At 46.0% G+C, this 17,500-nt stretch carries 14 protein-coding genes; 4 read left to right on the plus strand and 10 right to left on the minus strand.

Annotated features, from left to right (window positions below; genetic code table 11):
* A partial coding sequence (locus BLU80_RS16935) for a PD-(D/E)XK nuclease domain-containing protein (RefSeq protein WP_170831275.1) occupies positions 1-783 on the plus strand: 783 nt, incomplete at its 5' end.
* A 181-nt stretch (positions 784-964) separates the two neighbouring features.
* Here the strand turns inward: BLU80_RS16935 and BLU80_RS16940 are convergent.
* The 10 genes from BLU80_RS16940 to BLU80_RS16985 all read right to left on the minus strand — a co-directional run bounded on the left by BLU80_RS16940 (position 965) and on the right by BLU80_RS16985 (position 13,064).
* Positions 965-2,035 carry a BamA/TamA family outer membrane protein gene (locus BLU80_RS16940; RefSeq protein ID WP_139188189.1) on the minus strand — a complete coding sequence of 357 codons (1,071 nt, stop codon included), beginning with the start codon at positions 2,033-2,035 and terminating at the stop codon, positions 965-967.
* Between the two features lie 100 nt (positions 2,036-2,135).
* Positions 2,136-3,737 (minus strand): peptide MFS transporter, encoded by a 1,602-nt coding sequence (locus BLU80_RS16945; protein WP_091400851.1) that lies wholly within the window; start codon positions 3,735-3,737, stop codon positions 2,136-2,138.
* 308 nt (positions 3,738-4,045) lie between these two features.
* Complete coding sequence (locus BLU80_RS16950; protein ID WP_091400853.1) at positions 4,046-5,224, minus strand: ABC transporter permease family protein; 1,179 nt, start codon at positions 5,222-5,224, stop codon at positions 4,046-4,048.
* A gap of 13 nt (positions 5,225-5,237) precedes the next feature.
* Entirely contained in the window at positions 5,238-5,885 is a 648-nt protein-coding gene (locus tag BLU80_RS16955) for an ATP-binding cassette domain-containing protein (protein ID WP_091400854.1), read from the minus strand.
* 224 nt (positions 5,886-6,109) lie between these two features.
* Entirely contained in the window at positions 6,110-7,753 is a 1,644-nt protein-coding gene (locus BLU80_RS16960; protein ID WP_091400856.1) for a beta-N-acetylhexosaminidase, read from the minus strand.
* A gap of 214 nt (positions 7,754-7,967) precedes the next feature.
* A complete protein-coding gene (locus tag BLU80_RS16965) occupies positions 7,968-9,977 on the minus strand; it encodes an alpha-L-fucosidase (RefSeq protein ID WP_091400858.1) in 2,010 nt (669 codons plus the stop codon).
* A gap of 213 nt (positions 9,978-10,190) precedes the next feature.
* Positions 10,191-10,979: an ABC transporter permease gene (locus tag BLU80_RS16970; protein WP_091400860.1), complete on the minus strand. Its 789-nt coding sequence runs from the start codon at positions 10,977-10,979 to the stop codon at positions 10,191-10,193.
* A gap of 74 nt (positions 10,980-11,053) precedes the next feature.
* Positions 11,054-11,947, minus strand: a complete 894-nt coding sequence (locus BLU80_RS16975) for an ABC transporter ATP-binding protein (protein ID WP_091400861.1) — start codon at positions 11,945-11,947, stop codon at positions 11,054-11,056.
* A gap of 239 nt (positions 11,948-12,186) precedes the next feature.
* Entirely contained in the window at positions 12,187-12,609 is a 423-nt protein-coding gene (locus tag BLU80_RS16980; RefSeq protein ID WP_091400863.1) for a hypothetical protein, read from the minus strand.
* A 140-nt stretch (positions 12,610-12,749) separates the two neighbouring features.
* Positions 12,750-13,064, minus strand: a complete 315-nt coding sequence (locus BLU80_RS16985; RefSeq protein ID WP_091400865.1) for a tetratricopeptide repeat protein — start codon at positions 13,062-13,064, stop codon at positions 12,750-12,752.
* A 120-nt stretch (positions 13,065-13,184) separates the two neighbouring features.
* Between BLU80_RS16985 and BLU80_RS16990 the strand changes: the two genes are divergently transcribed.
* The 3 genes from BLU80_RS16990 to BLU80_RS17000 all read left to right on the plus strand — a co-directional run bounded on the left by BLU80_RS16990 (position 13,185) and on the right by BLU80_RS17000 (position 17,054).
* Positions 13,185-13,928 (plus strand): electron transfer flavoprotein subunit beta/FixA family protein, encoded by a 744-nt coding sequence (locus BLU80_RS16990; protein WP_091400866.1) that lies wholly within the window; start codon positions 13,185-13,187, stop codon positions 13,926-13,928.
* 87 nt (positions 13,929-14,015) lie between these two features.
* The gene (locus BLU80_RS16995; RefSeq protein WP_091400868.1) at positions 14,016-14,981 is read left to right on the plus strand and encodes an electron transfer flavoprotein subunit alpha/FixB family protein; all 966 of its coding nucleotides are present in this window, start codon (positions 14,016-14,018) and stop codon (positions 14,979-14,981) included.
* A gap of 195 nt (positions 14,982-15,176) precedes the next feature.
* A complete protein-coding gene (locus tag BLU80_RS17000; protein ID WP_091400870.1) occupies positions 15,177-17,054 on the plus strand; it encodes an aromatic amino acid hydroxylase in 1,878 nt (625 codons plus the stop codon).
* Positions 17,055-17,500: the final 446 nt, after the last annotated feature.

Consider the following 17,500-nt stretch of genomic DNA (forward strand, 5'->3'; position numbering starts at 1 on the left):
CAGTGGTACAATGGGTATACCTGGAATATGAAAACCTGGGTATATAATCCATTTTCTGTTCTTAATTTCATGGATGATCCAATTTTTGACAATTATTGGTATGCAACAGGAACACCGACTTTTTTATTTAAGTTATTAAAGAAAAGTAAGCTATTTGATGTGGATGGGATGCGGATAGGGCGCTCAGATCTGGCCACCTTTGACATAAGCAATGCCGATCCTGGGCCGTTATTATTTCAGACGGGTTATCTAACCATTAAAAAGACATCGGCTGATCGTAAGGTTATTGAGCTGGGGTACCCCAATGAGGAGGTAAAAGAAAGCTTTCTTAATGGCCTCTTAAGCACTTACCGGGAAATTTACCCGACCGGTTCAATGCCTGTTATTAGTAATATAAAAGAAGCGCTAAGAAATGGAGATATAGGAGGTTTGGTCAACCAGCTAAACAGCCTGGTTGCCACGATTCCCTATGATCATTGGAATGCCGGAACGGAATCTATTTTTACCGTAGTCACCTTTCTTGCATTCAAACTAGCCGGCATTGATGTCCATACCGAAGTTCACAGCGCAAAAGGGCGGTGTGATGTTCTGGCCATGACAGATCGTTATATTTATGTCATAGAACTAAAACTGGACGGTACGGCTGAGGAAGCCCTGCAGCAGATCAAAGACAAGGGGTATCTGCAGCCTTACGCAGCAGATGCCAGGAAGAAACTGGCCGTAGGCATCACATTTTCATCTGAAAAACGGGAGGTCAGTCAATACCAGGTAGTGGAGTGTTAATGACAAACGGCGCGTGCGGTAAAGAGAAGTAGGGGCTTTCTGAATTGGCGCTTGGAGTAGAAAGCACTAAGCGGTTATACACTGCTGATCATATTGCTTTGTATGTTGCTGCCAACAGCCTGGTATCTGACCTGGTCGATCAGAAAGATTAAATAAGGAGTAATAGATAAGCACAAGGCCATTAAAATGCTTCATCCATAGAGAAATAAAATCCAGATAATCTTCCCTCTCCGGCACGCTTTTCTCCGAAGCCATAATCAATTCTTAAAGAGAGGTCTTTGTTCAGGTCAAAGAAATAACGGATACCCGCACCATAGTTTGGTTTAAAATGGTGAATGGTCAGCGGCTGATCTCCAAATACGGTTCCTGCACCACCAAATCCAACCAGGGCAAAACGGGGTACAAACCTGTATTTAATCTCCGCCTGCATGGTGGCCATATTCTTGTCCCGGAACCGTCCCTGGTAATAACCGCGCATGGTGTTTTCTCCTCCCAGCTGGCTCATCATATAAAAAGGCACCTGACTGCCATAGATTCCTTCATAAACACCATTCAGCGCGAGAACAACCTTATCCGTCAAGGGCGTAAAATAACGGCCATCAAAAGCCATCTGCCAACCCGTATACTGCTCCCCGGAAAAGAAGCCCGGCGTATAATCCGCCCGAAGATTCCCATACAGCCCCTTGGTCGTATAAGTCACTTTATCCCGGCTGTCATAGCTTTGCCTGACGCCAAAATAAATTCTTTTACCCCCTGATTTGCCAAAATACTGGTTGGCAGAATAAATGCCATCCGGATCGGTACCTGAATTTTTAAAATATTCAAAACCCGTCTCCAGGCCAGCGTAATAGTTTTTGGCTAATTGCTTGTCGACAGCTAAGGTAAGTCTGGCTCTTTTTTCATTGATAGATTCTTTGTCTGACTTCCAGGTGTTGGCACCAATACCATAAAAGCTGTAGGGAAAATCCCAATACCTGAGCTCTGAGCTATAATGATACTGATTATCCCGGCTCCAGACATCAGACACGATTTTAGCCTTAGACTGATTGTGCGTAGTATGGGTAGCCATGATATTGATCGTAGATACCCTGGTCGCCGTATCCTCTTTTTCCAGATAAAATGAATAGAGCGCAGCTACGCCATATTCTAATCCCGTTTCCGGAGACATGGAGGCTACCGGGAAAGGGAAAAAGGTATTTTTTTTGACTGTATCCTTTTCATTTGATAAAAACTTATGGATGAGTTTATCCATAAGTTTTTTCTGCCCCATGACCGGTGCCGACAAAAAAATTCCGCAAAAAACCAATAAGAAGACAAAAACGACTTTGCTTTTAAATACCATTCAATGTTGTTTAGCGCACGCCACGCATTAATTTTTTAATCAGGGAGGCGCATATAATTAGCAACAGACCGGCGACCAGACAGTAAATAGCCATTTGTTTATATCCATCCGTATAGCTATATAAACGATCAAAGTTCTGCTTGATAATCTCAGCGGCGGTGGCCTGGTGAGCCGCCTTGGCCGGCTCTGCTGCAGACATGCTGGCCCCTAGCAACCCGGCGCCATACTGCCCGTAAGCGCTCGCCAGAAACCACATCCCAATCATGACACCCTGTAATTTCTTGGGTGACAGCTTCGTTACAATTGACATGCCAATCGGTGATAAACAAAGTTCGGCGATGGATATAACAAAATAAGCCAGGGTAAAAATGCCAAGAGAGGTCAGCCCTTTATCGTCGGCCGTGTAACGCAGATAATAAAATAAATAATAGGATAAGGCCATTAACAGAAACGCAATACCAAACTTGTTGATGGTATTGGGCTCTTTCTTTCCTTTAGCCAGCCATAACCAGAACAGCCCCATTAATGCTCCGAAAATACAAACAAAGAAAGAATTGGCGGAGTTGTTGACAATATTTGGATCAATGGTTAAAAATCCAAGCATCCTATGGTGCAGGTTCTTGTCGGCAAAAATTGCTAGAGATCCCCCTGCCTGTTCAAAAAAGGTCTCAAATACAAAATAGAAGAAAATAAAAATAAAAGCAGCGATCAGTTTGGATTTAGCCCCTACCTCTTTTTGGCGGAATAACTCGAAAAGAAAATACAGTACCGCGACTGCTGCCAGACTATACATAAATACTGTCGTAAAATTCTCATTTTTGATCAGCACCAAAATAATCGGGATACTGGCAAGTGCGCCTAAATAGACCAGATATTCTTTCCACCAACCCTGCGGTTTAACCGGTTTTACATCGGCTTCCACCACCTGCTGGGTTTGTTCCATTTCAACGATATGCAGGTTTTCTTCCGTGCCGGGTTTATTACCAATGGGTTGAATATATTTTTTTGTGAGCAGGAAGGTGACCAGCCCGATAATCATCACAGTGCCGGCCGCCATAAAGGCATACGCCCATCCGTATTCAGGGGATTTACCCAGATACACACAAAGCGCTCCTCCTAACAAGGCACCCAGGTTGATGCCGGAATAAAAAAGGCTAAACCCGGCGTCCCGCCTGTGGTCGCCGTCTTTATACAGATAACCTACCATGGAGGTGATATTGGGTTTAAAAAAACCGGTCCCGATAACACTAAAGGTGATACCTATATAAAAGAAAGTATGCGGATTAAAGGCAATAATAAAGTTTCCCGCAATCATCACAAGGGCACCGAATACAAGGGATCTTTTAAAGCCCAGTATTTTATCTGCAAATAAACCTCCGACAAAAGTAAAGGCATATACAAAGGCCTGAATGGTTCCATATTGTAAATTAGCGCTCCTTTCGGAAAGCCCTAATCCGCCAGTCACCTGGTCAACCATAAAAATAGTCAGTACGCCACGCATACCATAAAAGCAGAAACGCTCCCACATTTCCACCAAAAACATATACCAGATCTGTTTAGGGTACTTGCCCTTGAAATTCTGGATCTGCTCTAACGTTAGTTGTTTAGCCATTGTATTGTTTATAAGTTTGGTGTCATTTTATAAGGCTCCTTGTATGTTTGTATTAGATCAAACGAACGCCCGTTCACAAAACAACCCGTCAAATATAATATTTAATTTTTCAATCTGCAGCTTTTTAAGCCCTACAATTCACTGATACCCATGACCGGGCTGCACAAAATTACCATTCAAAATCTACGCTGTGCGTGCCATCAGACGACCTGTCCGCCAGACGGACAGACGGGCGTTCCTATTTCAGATCATAGATCAAGATATTGATATTCAATACATAACAATCCAAAAGAAACTTACGCATTATCCTAAGTTCCCGCAATCTGCCTTTTAATCGTGCGTATATGCACCCACCATAGAATCAGCAGCACAATCACGGCCCCTGAGATCGTATAAATGGAAATAAAAGGACTGATAACCATGGATTCATGCGCCAGCACGCCGGACAAGAGCCATTGAAGTACAGATAGAACGATCAGTACAACGGCTGCTATAATAATATTAGAGGGATAAAAGGTCTTCATTAAAAAACGGCTCAGCTGCCCGGGCGCGGCTCCCAGCGTTACGAGTAAACGTATCTCCTCCCTGCAGCTGGCAATGGTCAGTTCGATAAACAGGCTAAAGATCAGTAAGGCAAAAAGAAACATGGCCAGCCCGGTAAAACCCGATACCTGCACGACAAAACCTACAATCTGGCGATATTTACTAAACCGGGTCTTTTCCATATCTGTGGAAAGATGATGGCTGTCCAGATAAGCAATTAAGGCCGGATTGCTGGGATCGTCTGTTCGAATAATGACCCTGGAAGCCCCTTTAGGCGGCTGCGTGGCAAAATTCTGGTTGGCCCACTCCATAAAAGCCTGGGGAACCAGAATGGAAGAGATCCGGTCACTAAATCCTGCCACTTTCGCTAAAAAGGACTTTTGTCCCTGCGGCGTCTGTATGTCAATCTGAATAGGGATGCTTTTAACCAGGTCATGAGAAAGCTGAGGCAGATTCTGGGATTTGGCAAACCCAAAATTATACATATCTAAAAACTGGTTGGGGATTACAATGGGAATATACTGGCTGTTATCATCCCATTTCCAGTCTTTATCCGATATGTCCAAAAACTGGTCCGGCACACTTTCAAAAAACATATCCGTATAAAATGGCAGTGCGCTGCCGCCGCTGGCAGCAACCTTAAAGCGGCTGGGAGTTACCACCCCTACTCCCTGTATAAAAGGCTGCTTTTTCAGATCCGCAATATCTTCATCCGTCAGGTTGGTATTGCCGGCATTTTGCGCGGTCACTTCCTTATTGATCACCAGAAAATTGGCAATACTATCCTGCGCGTTATTGCCATGCAGCAGCTGCTGATAATTGGCCTGCAACTGAATGGCTGCCAGAATCAGTAGCAGTGCTACTGTCAGCCCCACCATGGCCAGTACATACCGAACCCTTCCGGCACCTTTTTTTATAATCTTTTTGAGTAATATATTAAGCATAGTAAGAAGCGTACTAAAGGGTCAAATAAGTGGTGTAATTAAAAAACTGATCTTCATCCAGATCGGTAAGTACAAATCCAGCGCCCCGCTTGTCGCATTCCCTGTCAATTAAAGCGGCCGCTTTTTTTGTATTATTTAGATCCAGATGACTGAAGGGCTCATCCATAATCAGTAAACTGAAAGGCTGTACCAGGGCTCTGATAATCGCAATACGCTGTTGTTCCCCATAGCTGCAGATGCCGGCAGCCTGATCTAAAATATGATCCACCTGCAGGGCGGCGGCCATCTCGTCAATCACCGTGGCCGGATAATAGGGTTCCTGCAGCACGCGGTTTAGTTCAATATTTTCTCTGGCCGTCAGTTGTGAAAAAAGCCGTAGATCCTGAAAAACAACACTGATTTCTTTTTGTCGGTAACCGGCTTTCTGGTCCGGCTTTAAATGGTTTAAAGCCTTACCGTCCCAGTTCAGCGTGCCTGTATAATCAGAACGCAGTCCATATAAAAAATGCACCAAAGTGGTCTTGCCTGTTCCACTGGGTGCCTTTATTTTTACTTTTTCTCCGGTCTTAAACCGGATATTACTGTGCCAGACCTCCGAAGGCCGCTTTTCCAGGTTTTCCTTCAGCGGAATGGGTATGATTTTATCTAGGGTAATCTCCATAAAACAAAATTACAAGAATGATCGATATGCTGATCGTTTATTGGTTGGTCTTAATTTACTGCCGCCTCTGATGGATTCATCATCAAAGACCCAGCCGCATTAAATTACCACCAGCAAGCTAGGGGATTTTATTGATATAGCAATAGTGATCCCCGCCTTAAAAAGTTACTGCCGGCTTACAGCTCCGGACACTTAGGATTTATATGCCTTTGAAAGATTTATTTTTAAAGGGTCAGATCAGGATTTTCAAAATCTACCCCCAGTATTTTCAACAGGCCCAACTGCACCTGCACCCTTTTTTTAAAAGCCTCCCAGCCACGGTTTTCCATAAAAGACCAGCCTGCTTCTGCCATGGCCAGGGCCCTCGGATAAGTCCTGAGATTGGCAATAGCCAGGCTGGGGACATATTCACCCCAGACGGTAGCTTCCACACCCATGACAAGTGCACTTATGGAATCATTAAAATCATACCCGGGGTTGAACTGGTAGACATCCTTTAAAGAAGTAACCGGCATCCAGTCCGCGTAGGGATGTTCAGAGGCCTTCATGGGATAATCAAAGTAAGCATGTTCTCCCGGAGCCCCTATCAGGCGCTTTGACTGCCCGGCGGCTTTACGGATGACCTGCTTAGACAACCCCATGCGCCAAAAATAGGCGATGCTGTTTTCCGGATAGCCGGGCACATCCAGTTCATACCAGAACAGCGGGGTTTTACCCAGCTTTTGTACCACGGCCGCATTTCTCTTTAAAAAATAGGCCATTAACCCTCTTGCATCTTTAAGCCCTTTTTGAGCAATGAGCGTCTGGCAGCGGGCCGACTGCTCCCAGGTATCCAGCGGCGCTTCATCGCCCCCCAGATGGAAATAAGTGCAGGGAAAAATGCCCGCGACTTCTTTGAAAATCCTTTCGTACACCGCATATACCTTCGGGTTGGAAGCGTCCAGGATGTCTTTGGAAACGCCCGGTTCTGTCCTTAAGGTAAAAGTCCTTGGAAAACAGGCCAGATGGGGCATGACGGTAAGTAAGGCCGTATTATGGCCCGGTATATCGATTTCAGGGATCAGCTGTACATAATATTTAGCGGCGAAGGCCACTAAATCTTTTAATTCATCCTGGGTATAATAAAGCGGCTGCGTGCGCCCGTCAGCAGTCTTAACCAGGGCCCCCTGCCTGGTGAGGCCGGGGAAGGCTTTAATCTGAACCCGCCAGCCCTGATCATCGGTCAGGTGCAGATGCAGATAGTTGTATTTATAAAAAGCCATGGTCCTGATATACTGCTTTATATCCTCCACCGGTAAAAAATGCCGGGCCGGATCCAGCATCAGCGCCCTGAAGCCGTATCTGGGATAATCCAGTATGTCTACCGCTGCTATTTGCCTGCTTCCTGTAAGACTTGCTTGGAGTAGCAACTGTTGCAGGCTCTGCCATCCATAGAAAAGCCCTTGCACGCTCTCAGCTTCCAGCAGCAATTGCTGACCTTTTATCCGCAGCCTGTAACCCTGCCAATGCAAAAGCCCTGGTTCAATGCGCTTGTTTTTCAAAGTATCTGATGACTGCTCTGCCGGTAGCAGGGGCGCTAAGCGTAAGATTATTGCTGCGGTGTTATCCGTATTCGTAAGCCCCGGCTGACCTTTAGTTGCTTTACGAAGGGTGGCATGAAGCCTGGTCTTTATAAACGTCTCTATTTGAGTTACCAGCACAGCCACGGCTTTGCTTTGGTCTTTAGGGTTTATGCCACTGGTCTTAATTATGTAATGATCAGGCGTCAAAAAATATCCTTCGCCCACCTGCACCCTATAAGGCACCGGAACGATATTAGGGCCGGCAACCATAGTCATTGACAGCCTGGATGCCTCTTGCGGGTCCATACTCCTGCCTGATGTACGTGCGACTGATATCAACAGCAGGAAAATGCAAACGGCGCGACGGGAAAAACGTATCTGGCTCAATTTCAAGTTTTATATTTTAAGCAACCTAGGCCCCTTATTCAATTCCACACAAACCGGTTCAACAAAAAGCAGCATAAGACTTCACCCGGCCCCTATGGTAAGCCTTATGCTGCCTGGATAGATTACAATAGGATTATTCCAGTACGCTAAGTTCCGCGATAGCTGCCGGTTTGCCGTCCGCTGTATGCAGGGCTTCCAGCCGGATAAACCTGGCTGCCACAGGCGTTGTAAAATGAACGGATTGCAGTACCGGACTCGCCAGAATATTGGAAAATTCTCCGCTGGCTACCTGGTGCCAGTCTTTACCATCCGTACTGACCGAGACGCTGTATTTATCTATGGCACCCTTACTGTTAGAAGCGGGTAAATACTGAATGCCTAATACGGATCTTACCTTACCGGCCTCCACGGTCAGCTGACCCGTCTGATCCGCAGCCTGCCAGACCGTAGCAGGATCCAGATCCGTGGCTAAAGAGGCTTTGGCATCCTGAAAACTACTTACTTTCCAGTCAGAAGCTTTGGTATTGCCGGCAGCTGTATTTTTCTGCTGGCGCGCCTGTTGTTGGAGCTGATCAACCAAAGCAGACTGGTTAAACAAACTGATATCACTCAAAGCAGGACAAACCGGAGCAGCGATTATCCGCACCCTGATTTTGTCCGTGGTGATCTTAGCCGGCAGCCTTAACAGCTTATTGGAGCCAATGGAGTTGGCGGCAGCTATTAGCTGCCATTTACCGTCCAGCCAGCCATCCACCTGCAGGGAATCAATACGCTGTCCCAGTTTGGTATTTTCTTTCAGCCGGATAATATCAAAAGTCTGTTTTCCCTTTAACTGCACGGTCACTTCCGGCGTATGTACCTTGTCATCCGTTGACCAGTAAGAAAACTGATCCTCGTCAAATAAATGCTGGGGACCAAAATCCTTTTTATCACCCCCGCGGATATTGGTGGCGGTAGCCCTGGCACCTTTCGCCAGATCTTTTGCAAAGGTTTCTTTTAATAGCTGTCCGAATAACTTAAGTTCAATTGAATCCGTTTTATAGACCAGGCCATCCTTATCAGGAGGCACATTTAAGAGCATGGAGGCTCCTCTGCCGGCAGAGAGAAAATAATGATCCCAGAGATTGAGCGCAGTGCGGACCTGATCATTCTGACTGGCATGCCAGAACCATCCCGGACGGATAGAAAAGTCCACTTCGGCCGGCATCCAATACTTGCCGTTTCTGGTGCCATTAGTAGAGAGTTCACTTTTAATGGTGCCATTGGAAGGCGCCTTACCGGGTTCGTTGGAAACCGGCGTAAAGGTCTGCCAGCAGGGCTCGCCCGCATAACCTCTTTCATTACCTACCCAACGCAGGTCCGCTCCTATGTCACCGAATATAAGCGCCTTGGGCTGCAGTTTTCTTTCCAGGGCCCAGACGCTGGGCCAGTTATAATAAGTCGACCGGTCAATATTTCTCCTTTCTCTGGCACCCCCATAATACCCGTCTCCGCCATTGGCGCCATCGTGCCAGATCTCAAATATATCACCATACTGAGTCAGCAGTTCCGTGAGCTGTGCCCGGTACATCTCGACATACTGCTGCGAGCCATAACTGGGTGCATTTCTATCCCAGGGTGACAGATATACACCGAACTTAAGGCCGTATTTACGGCAGGCCTGCTCAATTTCTCTGACCAGATCTCCCTTACCGTTCCTGAATGGACTTTTTGTTATATTATGCGTGGTGGTTTTAGTAGGCCACAGGCAAAAACCGTCGTGATGCTTACAGGTCAGTATCACCGCCTTGAACCCTCCCTGGGCGATGCTTTTCACGATCTGGTCCGCATCAAAATGCTGCGGATTAAATAAGGCCGGATCTTCATCCCCGTAGCCCCATTCTTTGTCCGTAAAAGTATTTAAGCCAAAGTGAATAAAAGCATACAGATTGTTTTGCTGCCAGTTGAGTTGATTTTGTGAGGGCAACACGCCGTACGGGGCAGGAGGCGCAGTAGTTACTGTTTTTTGCGCGCTCGCACTGCCTGCAGCGGCCAACAGGCATGCACCCAGGCCCAGCTTTATGGCCGCTTTTTTCTGCCATCTGAGGCCTCTTTTTATGGTTGGGTTGCAGTTGCTTTGTCGCAAATGGGTAGACGGTTCCATGATAATAGGATTATAAGTGATCTGTAATAGTTTGAGATTTGCTGTACATACATTGGCCTTAATGCCAAAGCATAAAATTACAGCACCTGCTTCATTTTACCTGCAATAAAGTTGGCAGAAACTATGCATATTTTGGCTGTTCCATTCAGAAAACAACCAAAATATGTCCTACAATATCAAAAAGCTTCCCTATTTAGAACCTTACAGCAGTTTTTATAAATCCTGGGTTTTATAGCGATAGAGCGTAAGCCAGTAAAACCCGGCTAAATAAATAAGGGTCAATATGAGCAGCCAGGTGGTGTCTGGTGGTGTGATCAGAGAATGGGTCACCGCTTTAAAAAAAGGCATGGGAATCAGCTCATCTGAACTTTTTACCGGCGTGTAACTGCCGATTCCGCCGGCATACTTATCCAGCAGCAGCGCCAGCAGATTTTTTATAAAGCCTATATAGATCAGATAAAGGGCAATGGAAAGGCCCGATTTTTTAAGTAAGGTACCCAGTAAGAGGCCGCCCAGCGTATAGGTCAGGGCCTGTAAGAAAAAATAGAGCAGATAGACGGATCCTGTCAGGCTAAAGCTGCTGCCGGCAATAAGTCCGGTTAAAACCGTAATGGCAAACACCAGTACCGCGGCAAATACACTTAACAGAACGGCTACCAGAATTTTAGTCAGGGCGAATGCAGACCTGCGCATCCCATCGATGATATTTTGACGGTGCGTCCTGAAATTATATTCATTGGTAATTAATATGACCATCAGAAAGCCCGGCAAAAACAAAACATAACTGCTGACGTAGCTGACCGTCTGCCATACATCCGGAAATTCAAAGGGACTGCCCATTAAAATATCCAGCGTGCCGTGACTCTGGGAGGAAGTGGCTATTTTTAACTGATAGGTAATGTAATTGCTGCCGATCAGACAAAGGATAAACAGCCCCATCAGCCACCAGAATGTCCGGTAACTTTTTAATTTAAGCCATTCAATTGACAGATTCTTCATCATATATAAAAGTTGTAAAAATTAAAGTAAAAACGCTATTGCGTACCTTGTAAAACCTTTGAAATAAAACGGCTACCCTAATGGGTGATCTCCAGGAATCTGGCTTCCAGTGACGCTTTTTGCAGCACCAGATGATCCAGCACCACCCCATGGTCAAAGCAGTACTGATTGATGTCCGCCAGACTGACGACGCTCAGATCCGCACGCAAGAGCACTTGTTTGTCCGCTTTTTCATAAGAAACAAAACCGGGCATTAATCCTAAGATGCCCATGAGTTTATCCAGAGCTGCCGCACCCAGTGCGACAACATCTCCTGTGGCCAGCACCTGCGATACGCTGCCACTGGTCAGCAGTTTGCCGTTTTTAATAATGGCCACATGGGTACAGACCTTTTCTACCTCATCCAACAGATGACTTGCCATTACAACGGTCCTGCCCTCCACGGCCAGCCCCTTAATCAGGTTTCTGATCTCTGCAATCCCGTTGGGATCCAGGCCATTGGTCGGTTCATCCAAAATCAGCATCTGGGGATCACCTAGTAAGGCGGCGCCAATGGCCAGCCTTTGTTTCATGCCCAGGGAAAAGGTACTAAATTTGCTGTTTTTGCGCGCCAGCAGTCCTACCCTGTCTAATACCGGATCGATCTGCATGGTAGAAACCCCTTTTATGGCTGCGCTGATTTCCAGATTTTTATAAGCAGACAAATAGGGATAAAAATTAGGCGTCTCCAGTAAGGTCCCGATCTGTTTACGGTTGTCGGCCGCATCCCCCTGATCAAATAAGGAAAACTTACCGCTATCCGCATGCAGTACATTGGTCAAAATACCCAGCAGGGTCGTTTTACCGCTGCCGTTAGGCCCTAATATACCATAAATACTCCCCTTGGGCACATCAAAAGATACGGCACTTAGTGCCTGCAGGCTCCCGTAGCTTTTGGACAGTTGTTGGATGCTTAATACATTTTCACTCATGAATGATCGTTATATAGAAGAAAAATTAAAACTTAGGTCATTAAAGTTCAGATAAATAAGGATATTTTCCTTTAATATTTGATGGACGGTCAAATAAAAGGATACTCAGCGGCTGAACTGGCGCTCCTCTCTCAGCACGGAACAAACGCTTTGAGTCAATAAAAATGCCGTCTCTAAGAGACAGCATTTCAACTATTTTATGTAGCGCAACTGTTCAGACGGCGGGCAGGACCCCGTCCTTAAATCACGGCCCCGTTCACCACTTCCTCCAGATAGATCTTGGTCATCTGATGAAAATGGTTTTGCAACTGATGCACATAATGCACATTCGGATTTTTACGGATGTCTTCCCTGTACCACATTTCTACGGCAGAGAAATCATTTTCTCTGGGAATAACCAGCCTGAAAGCATTTTTCTTGTATTTAACCGCACCGTCAGACAAAAGCTCCCGGTCAAAACCGAACCGGCCCATTTCTGCGTCTGAGAGCGCGATCCCAAATACATTTTCCACATCATACCAAAAGTCCTGTTTTCCGTTTTCTGTAATAACACGCACTTTTTTCTCATCAGGGGCGGTTTCTGCAACGACGCCTCTTCTTTCCATTTCTTCATATACGGCTATTACAAAATCACCCTGTTTAAGTTCCTGAATTTTAATCATAGCTATTGAATTTTATGTATGCTCAATTTACAATAATTTCTAATGAACAAATAATTTTGAGCAATAAAACATTCAAAAAATAGCCGGCCTAACCACAATAATTGATTAAATATTTAAAAATCAACAACTTAAGATAAGACTTAATCGTACAACAACTCATCCAGCGCGCTTTGCAATTCGTTTTGCGCCCTTTTTTCCCCTGCCTTTCGGGCATACATCAGCCCGTTTTCATAGCACGCGATGGCCTGATCCGGTTGCCCGATCTTTTCCAGCAGCCGACCCAACTGATAGTAAGAACCGACATAGGCCGGATCATCCGCTAACAGCTCCTCAAAGGTCCGGATGGCGGTTTGCAGCGCCCCTGCTTTTTCCTGCTCAAGCGCTAAAGCATGTCTTAAAAAACTGTCTTTAGGGCTCTGATTTAACAGCTCCCGGAGTTGTTCCATTCTGTCCATGAGACAAAATTAGCGTGCCGGGGCGAATATTTGCGGAATTCGTAAGTCTAAATAGTAGTTTTGTACTATATTTGGAACCATCATTTTAACATTTTTTCTAATAAATAGTTCTTTATCTACATGAAAATTTTAGTTGCGGTAAGCAAGGCACCCGATACAACCGCCAAAATAACCTTTAAGGATAATAACACCGCTTTTAATGAAGACGGCGTTCAATGGATTGTCAATCCATACGATGAGTGGTATGCACTGGTGCGTGCAATCGAATTGAAAGAAGCAGCTCCGGATACCATCATTCACCTGGTAAGCGTGGATGATAGCGGAGCCGATGTTATTTTACGCAAGGCCCTCGCACTGGGCGGCGATGAAGCCATCCGGGTGAATATAAAACCTACCGACAGTTTCAGCGTTGCCAGCCAGCTGGCAGCTGTGGCTAGAGAAGGCGCCTATGATCTGATCCTGACAGGAAAAGAAACCATTGATTTTAATGATGGCGCTGTTCCGGGCATGCTGGCAGAACTGCTGGACATCCCCTGTATCCCGGTAGCCACCAAGCTGACTGTAGAAAATGGCAAAGCCGTTGTGGTAAAAGAAATCGAAGGCGGTGAACAGACCGAAGAGGTAGCCTTTCCGGTACTGATCAGTTGTGCGAAGGGAATGGCCAAACAACGTATGGCTGGTATCCGTAACGTGATCGCGGCCCGTTCTAAAACCATTAAAGTAGTTGAACCAGTAGCCGTTGACCGGTTAACGGAAGCCGTCAGTTTTGAATTACCGGCCGCTAAAACCGGTGTCAAAATGATTGAAGCAGGACAGGAAGCTGAACTGGCCCGTCTGCTCCACGAAGAGGCAAAAGTATTTTAAGCCTGGGTTTTATTGACTGCAAGCGCGTTCCCTTGGGATCCGATTTGCATAATTGCACATTCATAATATCAATACGAATTAAACAACATGTCAATTTTAATATATATTGACCACGCCGATGGTCAGATTAAAAAATCAGCACTGGAAGCCATCAGCTATGGTGCTGCACTTGCAAAAAATTTAAACACGACGGCGGAAGCCATCGTTTTAGGCAAAGTCAATGAAGATTTAGCCGGTCTGGGTGCCTATGGTCTTTCTGCTGTCCATCAGGCAGCCGATGAAGCCTTTGATAAGGCAGACGCACAGGCGCTGGCCAAAACCGTAGCGGGAGTCGCTGGCACCCTTTCGGCAGAAGTGGTGATTTTCGCGGCCAATGCCAATGGAATTGCCCTGGCCCCCAGAGTTGCCGTTCGCCTAAAAGCCGGCCTGGTGAGTTCAGCGGTAGCACTGCCCGATACACATACGGAGGCAGGCTTTACTGTTAAGAAAGTTGTCTTCTCCGGCAAGGCCTTTGCCCATGTTAAAATCAATACTCCTGTAAAAGTAATTACGCTTACCGGTAACAGCTATCCTGCCCAAAAAGCAGCCGGCACGGCGACCGTCTCTCAGCTGGACCTGCATCCTGACCTAAGCAAGGTAACCATTACCGGTGTACAGAAAGTAGAGGGTGAAGTTCCGTTAACGGAAGCAGAAATCGTGGTCAGTGGCGGCCGCGGTCTGAAAGGGCCTGAAAACTGGAACCTGATCACGGATCTGGCACATGTATTACATGGCGCTGTCGCCTGTAGCAGGCCTGTGGCAGATGATGGCTGGAGACCCCACCACGAGCATGTGGGACAAACCGGTATCCAGATTGCCCCTAATTTATATATTGCCATTGGCATCTCCGGTGCCATCCAGCACCTGGGCGGTGTCAACAGAAGCAAAACCATTGTGGTCATCAATAAAGATCCGGAAGCTCCCTTCTTTAAGGCAGCCGATTATGGTATTATCGGGGACGCCTTCGAAGTGGTACCTCGGCTGACAGAGGCCATCAAGGCGATTAAAGGATAGATCATCGATTTATAAAATACTAAGTCAAGCAGGAGCGCTTTAAAGGCCTCCTGCTTTTTTATTTGGATCCCCTCCAGCCCTCTGCTTTCCGTAAATGCCATACCTCCCTGAAAAATAAAGGAAATTTATTAACTTACAAACGTTCGTATTTAATAAAAATATGATTACCTTGCCATCCGTAAACAAGGTAGCCGAATGCTTTTTAATGATTTTAATAACCCCCAGGTGGCTGGTTTGCCGCCCCATTTAAGGCAATATATAGTATCGCAGCATTATGAAAGGTATACGCCTATTGATCATGCTGTCTGGCGCTATGTCATGCGCCAGAACTACAGTTATCTTAAAAAAGTGGCTTATTATCCTTATATCAAAGGATTGGAAAGAGCAGGTCTCAGTATTGAGCATATTCCCGATCTGCAGACCATGAATGATAATCTATCCGCCATCGGCTGGGGCGCTGTGGCCGTGGACGGTTTTATTCCGCCCGCCATCTTTATGGAGTTCCAGGAATACAAGGTCCTTGTGATTGCCGCAGAGATAAGGCAACTGGAACATATTGCCTACACCCCTACCCCGGATATTATCCATGAATCCGCCGGGCACGCTCCGATTATCGCGGATCCCGATTACAATAACTACCTGAGTTATTTTGGGGCCATCGGTGCGAAGGCTTTGTTCTCTGCCAAAGATTATGAGCTGTATGATGCCATCAGAGCCCTGTCTATTTTAAAGGAGCTGCCAGGAACTGCGCCCCAGAAAATAGCGGAGGCGGAGCTACATCTGGATGCTTGTTTTAAAAATCTGGGCGCACCCTCAGAGATGGCCTTACTCAGCAGGCTCCACTGGTGGTCCGTTGAATACGGGCTCATCGGCACTTTGGAAGATCCGAAAATATATGGAGCGGGCCTGCTCTCCTCCATCGGAGAAAGTGTCAGCTGTATGAAACCCGAGGTGGAAAAAAGATGGTATACCTTACAGGCGGCCGACCAGGCCTATGATATCACGAAGGCGCAACCGCAGCTATTTGTCACCCCTACCTTTCAGAACCTGATTGACGTCCTGGAAGCCTTTGCGGATACGATGGCTTTCCGGGTGGGCGGTCTGCCTAGCCTGAATAAAGCCATTGAAAGCAAAAACATCGCTACGGCCGTTTACAGTTCCGGCCTCCAGGTCAGTGGCATCTTCAGTGAAGCCTGGCATGACGATACTGACCGGTCTGCCCCTCAGCATTTACCGGCATCCACTGATAAGGCGTCGCATACCCCGCAACCGGTTTTTATCCGGCTGACAGGGCCCGTATCACTCAGCTTTCAGGAAAACGAGCTGGCAGGCCATGACCGTTCCCATCATCCGGATGGGTTTAGTTCACCTGTCGGCAGGCTCAAGAACCTGCAGTCTGGTTTGGAAAATGCGGATGCGTTGACGCTAAAAAAAATGGGTGTTTTTCCGGGAAATAAAACTTCGCTTAGTTTTGAATCGGGTATCGAAGTCTCAGGCGAGGTGGTGGGTATTACGACCAAAGAAGGCAAAAACCTGCTCATCCATTTTAAAAACTGCACAGTTACCGACCGGCTGCATCATAAAATAATTTTTGAGCCCTCCTGGGGAAATTATGATTTGGCGATAGGTGAAAAGATTATTTCTGTATTTAATGGACATGCAGATAAGAAGAATTACCCATTGAATGTTACTGCTCCATCAGAGGAACCCAAGATCCAGTATGATGAAAAGACAAAGGCCAAACAAAACTGTTACGGTCAGATCAGAGCCATCAGAAATAATCTGTCAGAGCGGGCAGACGAAGCCACAAACGCCAGTATAGCTCAATCAACCGGCATCTGGGTGGAGCTACGCGACAACCATCCCGAAGACTGGCTGGGTCCCCTTGAAATATTAGAACTCATGACCCATCATGAAGTGCTGGGTGAGCAGGCAAAAGAAATACGGACTTATCTGGAGCAAAAGTTGGCAACCGAGCCCGGTCTCACTAAACTTATTGAAGACGGGCTGCGATTAATTGACGCGACGGACATCAGCCTGTATGTCCATCCAACCGGCCAAAGCATGCATTAAGCGCTTACCATATTTGTTTTAAAAAAGTACAATTCGACATACAGTTTTAGTTACGATGCAAGCGAAGGGACTGGCTATTTAATTAAATGGTTAGTCCCTTTTTAATTCCAAAAAACCGGATAAAGAGCGTGTCATGTCCCGAAAAGCTACTGTCATCATTGTAATTATTGGGAGGATGACGAACCGCCATCGCCTTGTTCTAGGGACTGATTTTTTATTGGCTGAGAACATACTGCGACCTAAACAAGGGCAGTTAGAATAATAACGCTTAAGCGTTGCTAATAATTTTATTTATTTTTTAAAATAATTTTCTATTTTTTAGTTTTATATCAAAATTTAAATTTACCTTTGTCTTGGCAGCTAAGTATTAAGAATTAAAATTTTTGATGACCTGCTGTTTGTATTGAACCTACCATTGCCAGAATATCATTTTTTAACCACTGAAT

This window comes from Arachidicoccus rhizosphaerae (assembly GCF_900107765.1).
In the GTDB taxonomy this organism is placed as follows: domain Bacteria; phylum Bacteroidota; class Bacteroidia; order Chitinophagales; family Chitinophagaceae; genus Arachidicoccus; species Arachidicoccus rhizosphaerae.

Bases quoted from the DNA above. Each gene is read 5' to 3' on its own strand.
- BLU80_RS16965 (WP_091400858.1), bottom strand. From the start codon at position 9,977: ATGGAACCGTCTACCCATTTGCGACAAAGCAACTGCAACCCAACCATA.
- BLU80_RS16980 (WP_091400863.1), bottom strand. From the start codon at position 12,609: ATGATTAAAATTCAGGAACTTAAACAGGGTGATTTTGTAATAGCCGTA.
- BLU80_RS16950 (WP_091400853.1), bottom strand. From the start codon at position 5,224: ATGCTTAATATATTACTCAAAAAGATTATAAAAAAAGGTGCCGGAAGG.
- BLU80_RS16945 (WP_091400851.1), bottom strand. From the start codon at position 3,737: ATGGCTAAACAACTAACGTTAGAGCAGATCCAGAATTTCAAGGGCAAG.
- BLU80_RS16990 (WP_091400866.1), top strand. From the start codon at position 13,185: ATGAAAATTTTAGTTGCGGTAAGCAAGGCACCCGATACAACCGCCAAA.
- BLU80_RS16955 (WP_091400854.1), bottom strand. From the start codon at position 5,885: ATGGAGATTACCCTAGATAAAATCATACCCATTCCGCTGAAGGAAAAC.
- BLU80_RS16970 (WP_091400860.1), bottom strand. From the start codon at position 10,979: ATGATGAAGAATCTGTCAATTGAATGGCTTAAATTAAAAAGTTACCGG.
- BLU80_RS16985 (WP_091400865.1), bottom strand. From the start codon at position 13,064: ATGGACAGAATGGAACAACTCCGGGAGCTGTTAAATCAGAGCCCTAAA.
- BLU80_RS16995 (WP_091400868.1), top strand. From the start codon at position 14,016: ATGTCAATTTTAATATATATTGACCACGCCGATGGTCAGATTAAAAAA.
- BLU80_RS16940 (WP_139188189.1), bottom strand. From the start codon at position 2,035: ATGGATAAACTCATCCATAAGTTTTTATCAAATGAAAAGGATACAGTC.
- BLU80_RS17000 (WP_091400870.1), top strand. From the start codon at position 15,177: ATGCTTTTTAATGATTTTAATAACCCCCAGGTGGCTGGTTTGCCGCCC.
- BLU80_RS16975 (WP_091400861.1), bottom strand. From the start codon at position 11,947: ATGAGTGAAAATGTATTAAGCATCCAACAACTGTCCAAAAGCTACGGG.
- BLU80_RS16960 (WP_091400856.1), bottom strand. From the start codon at position 7,753: ATGGACCCGCAAGAGGCATCCAGGCTGTCAATGACTATGGTTGCCGGC.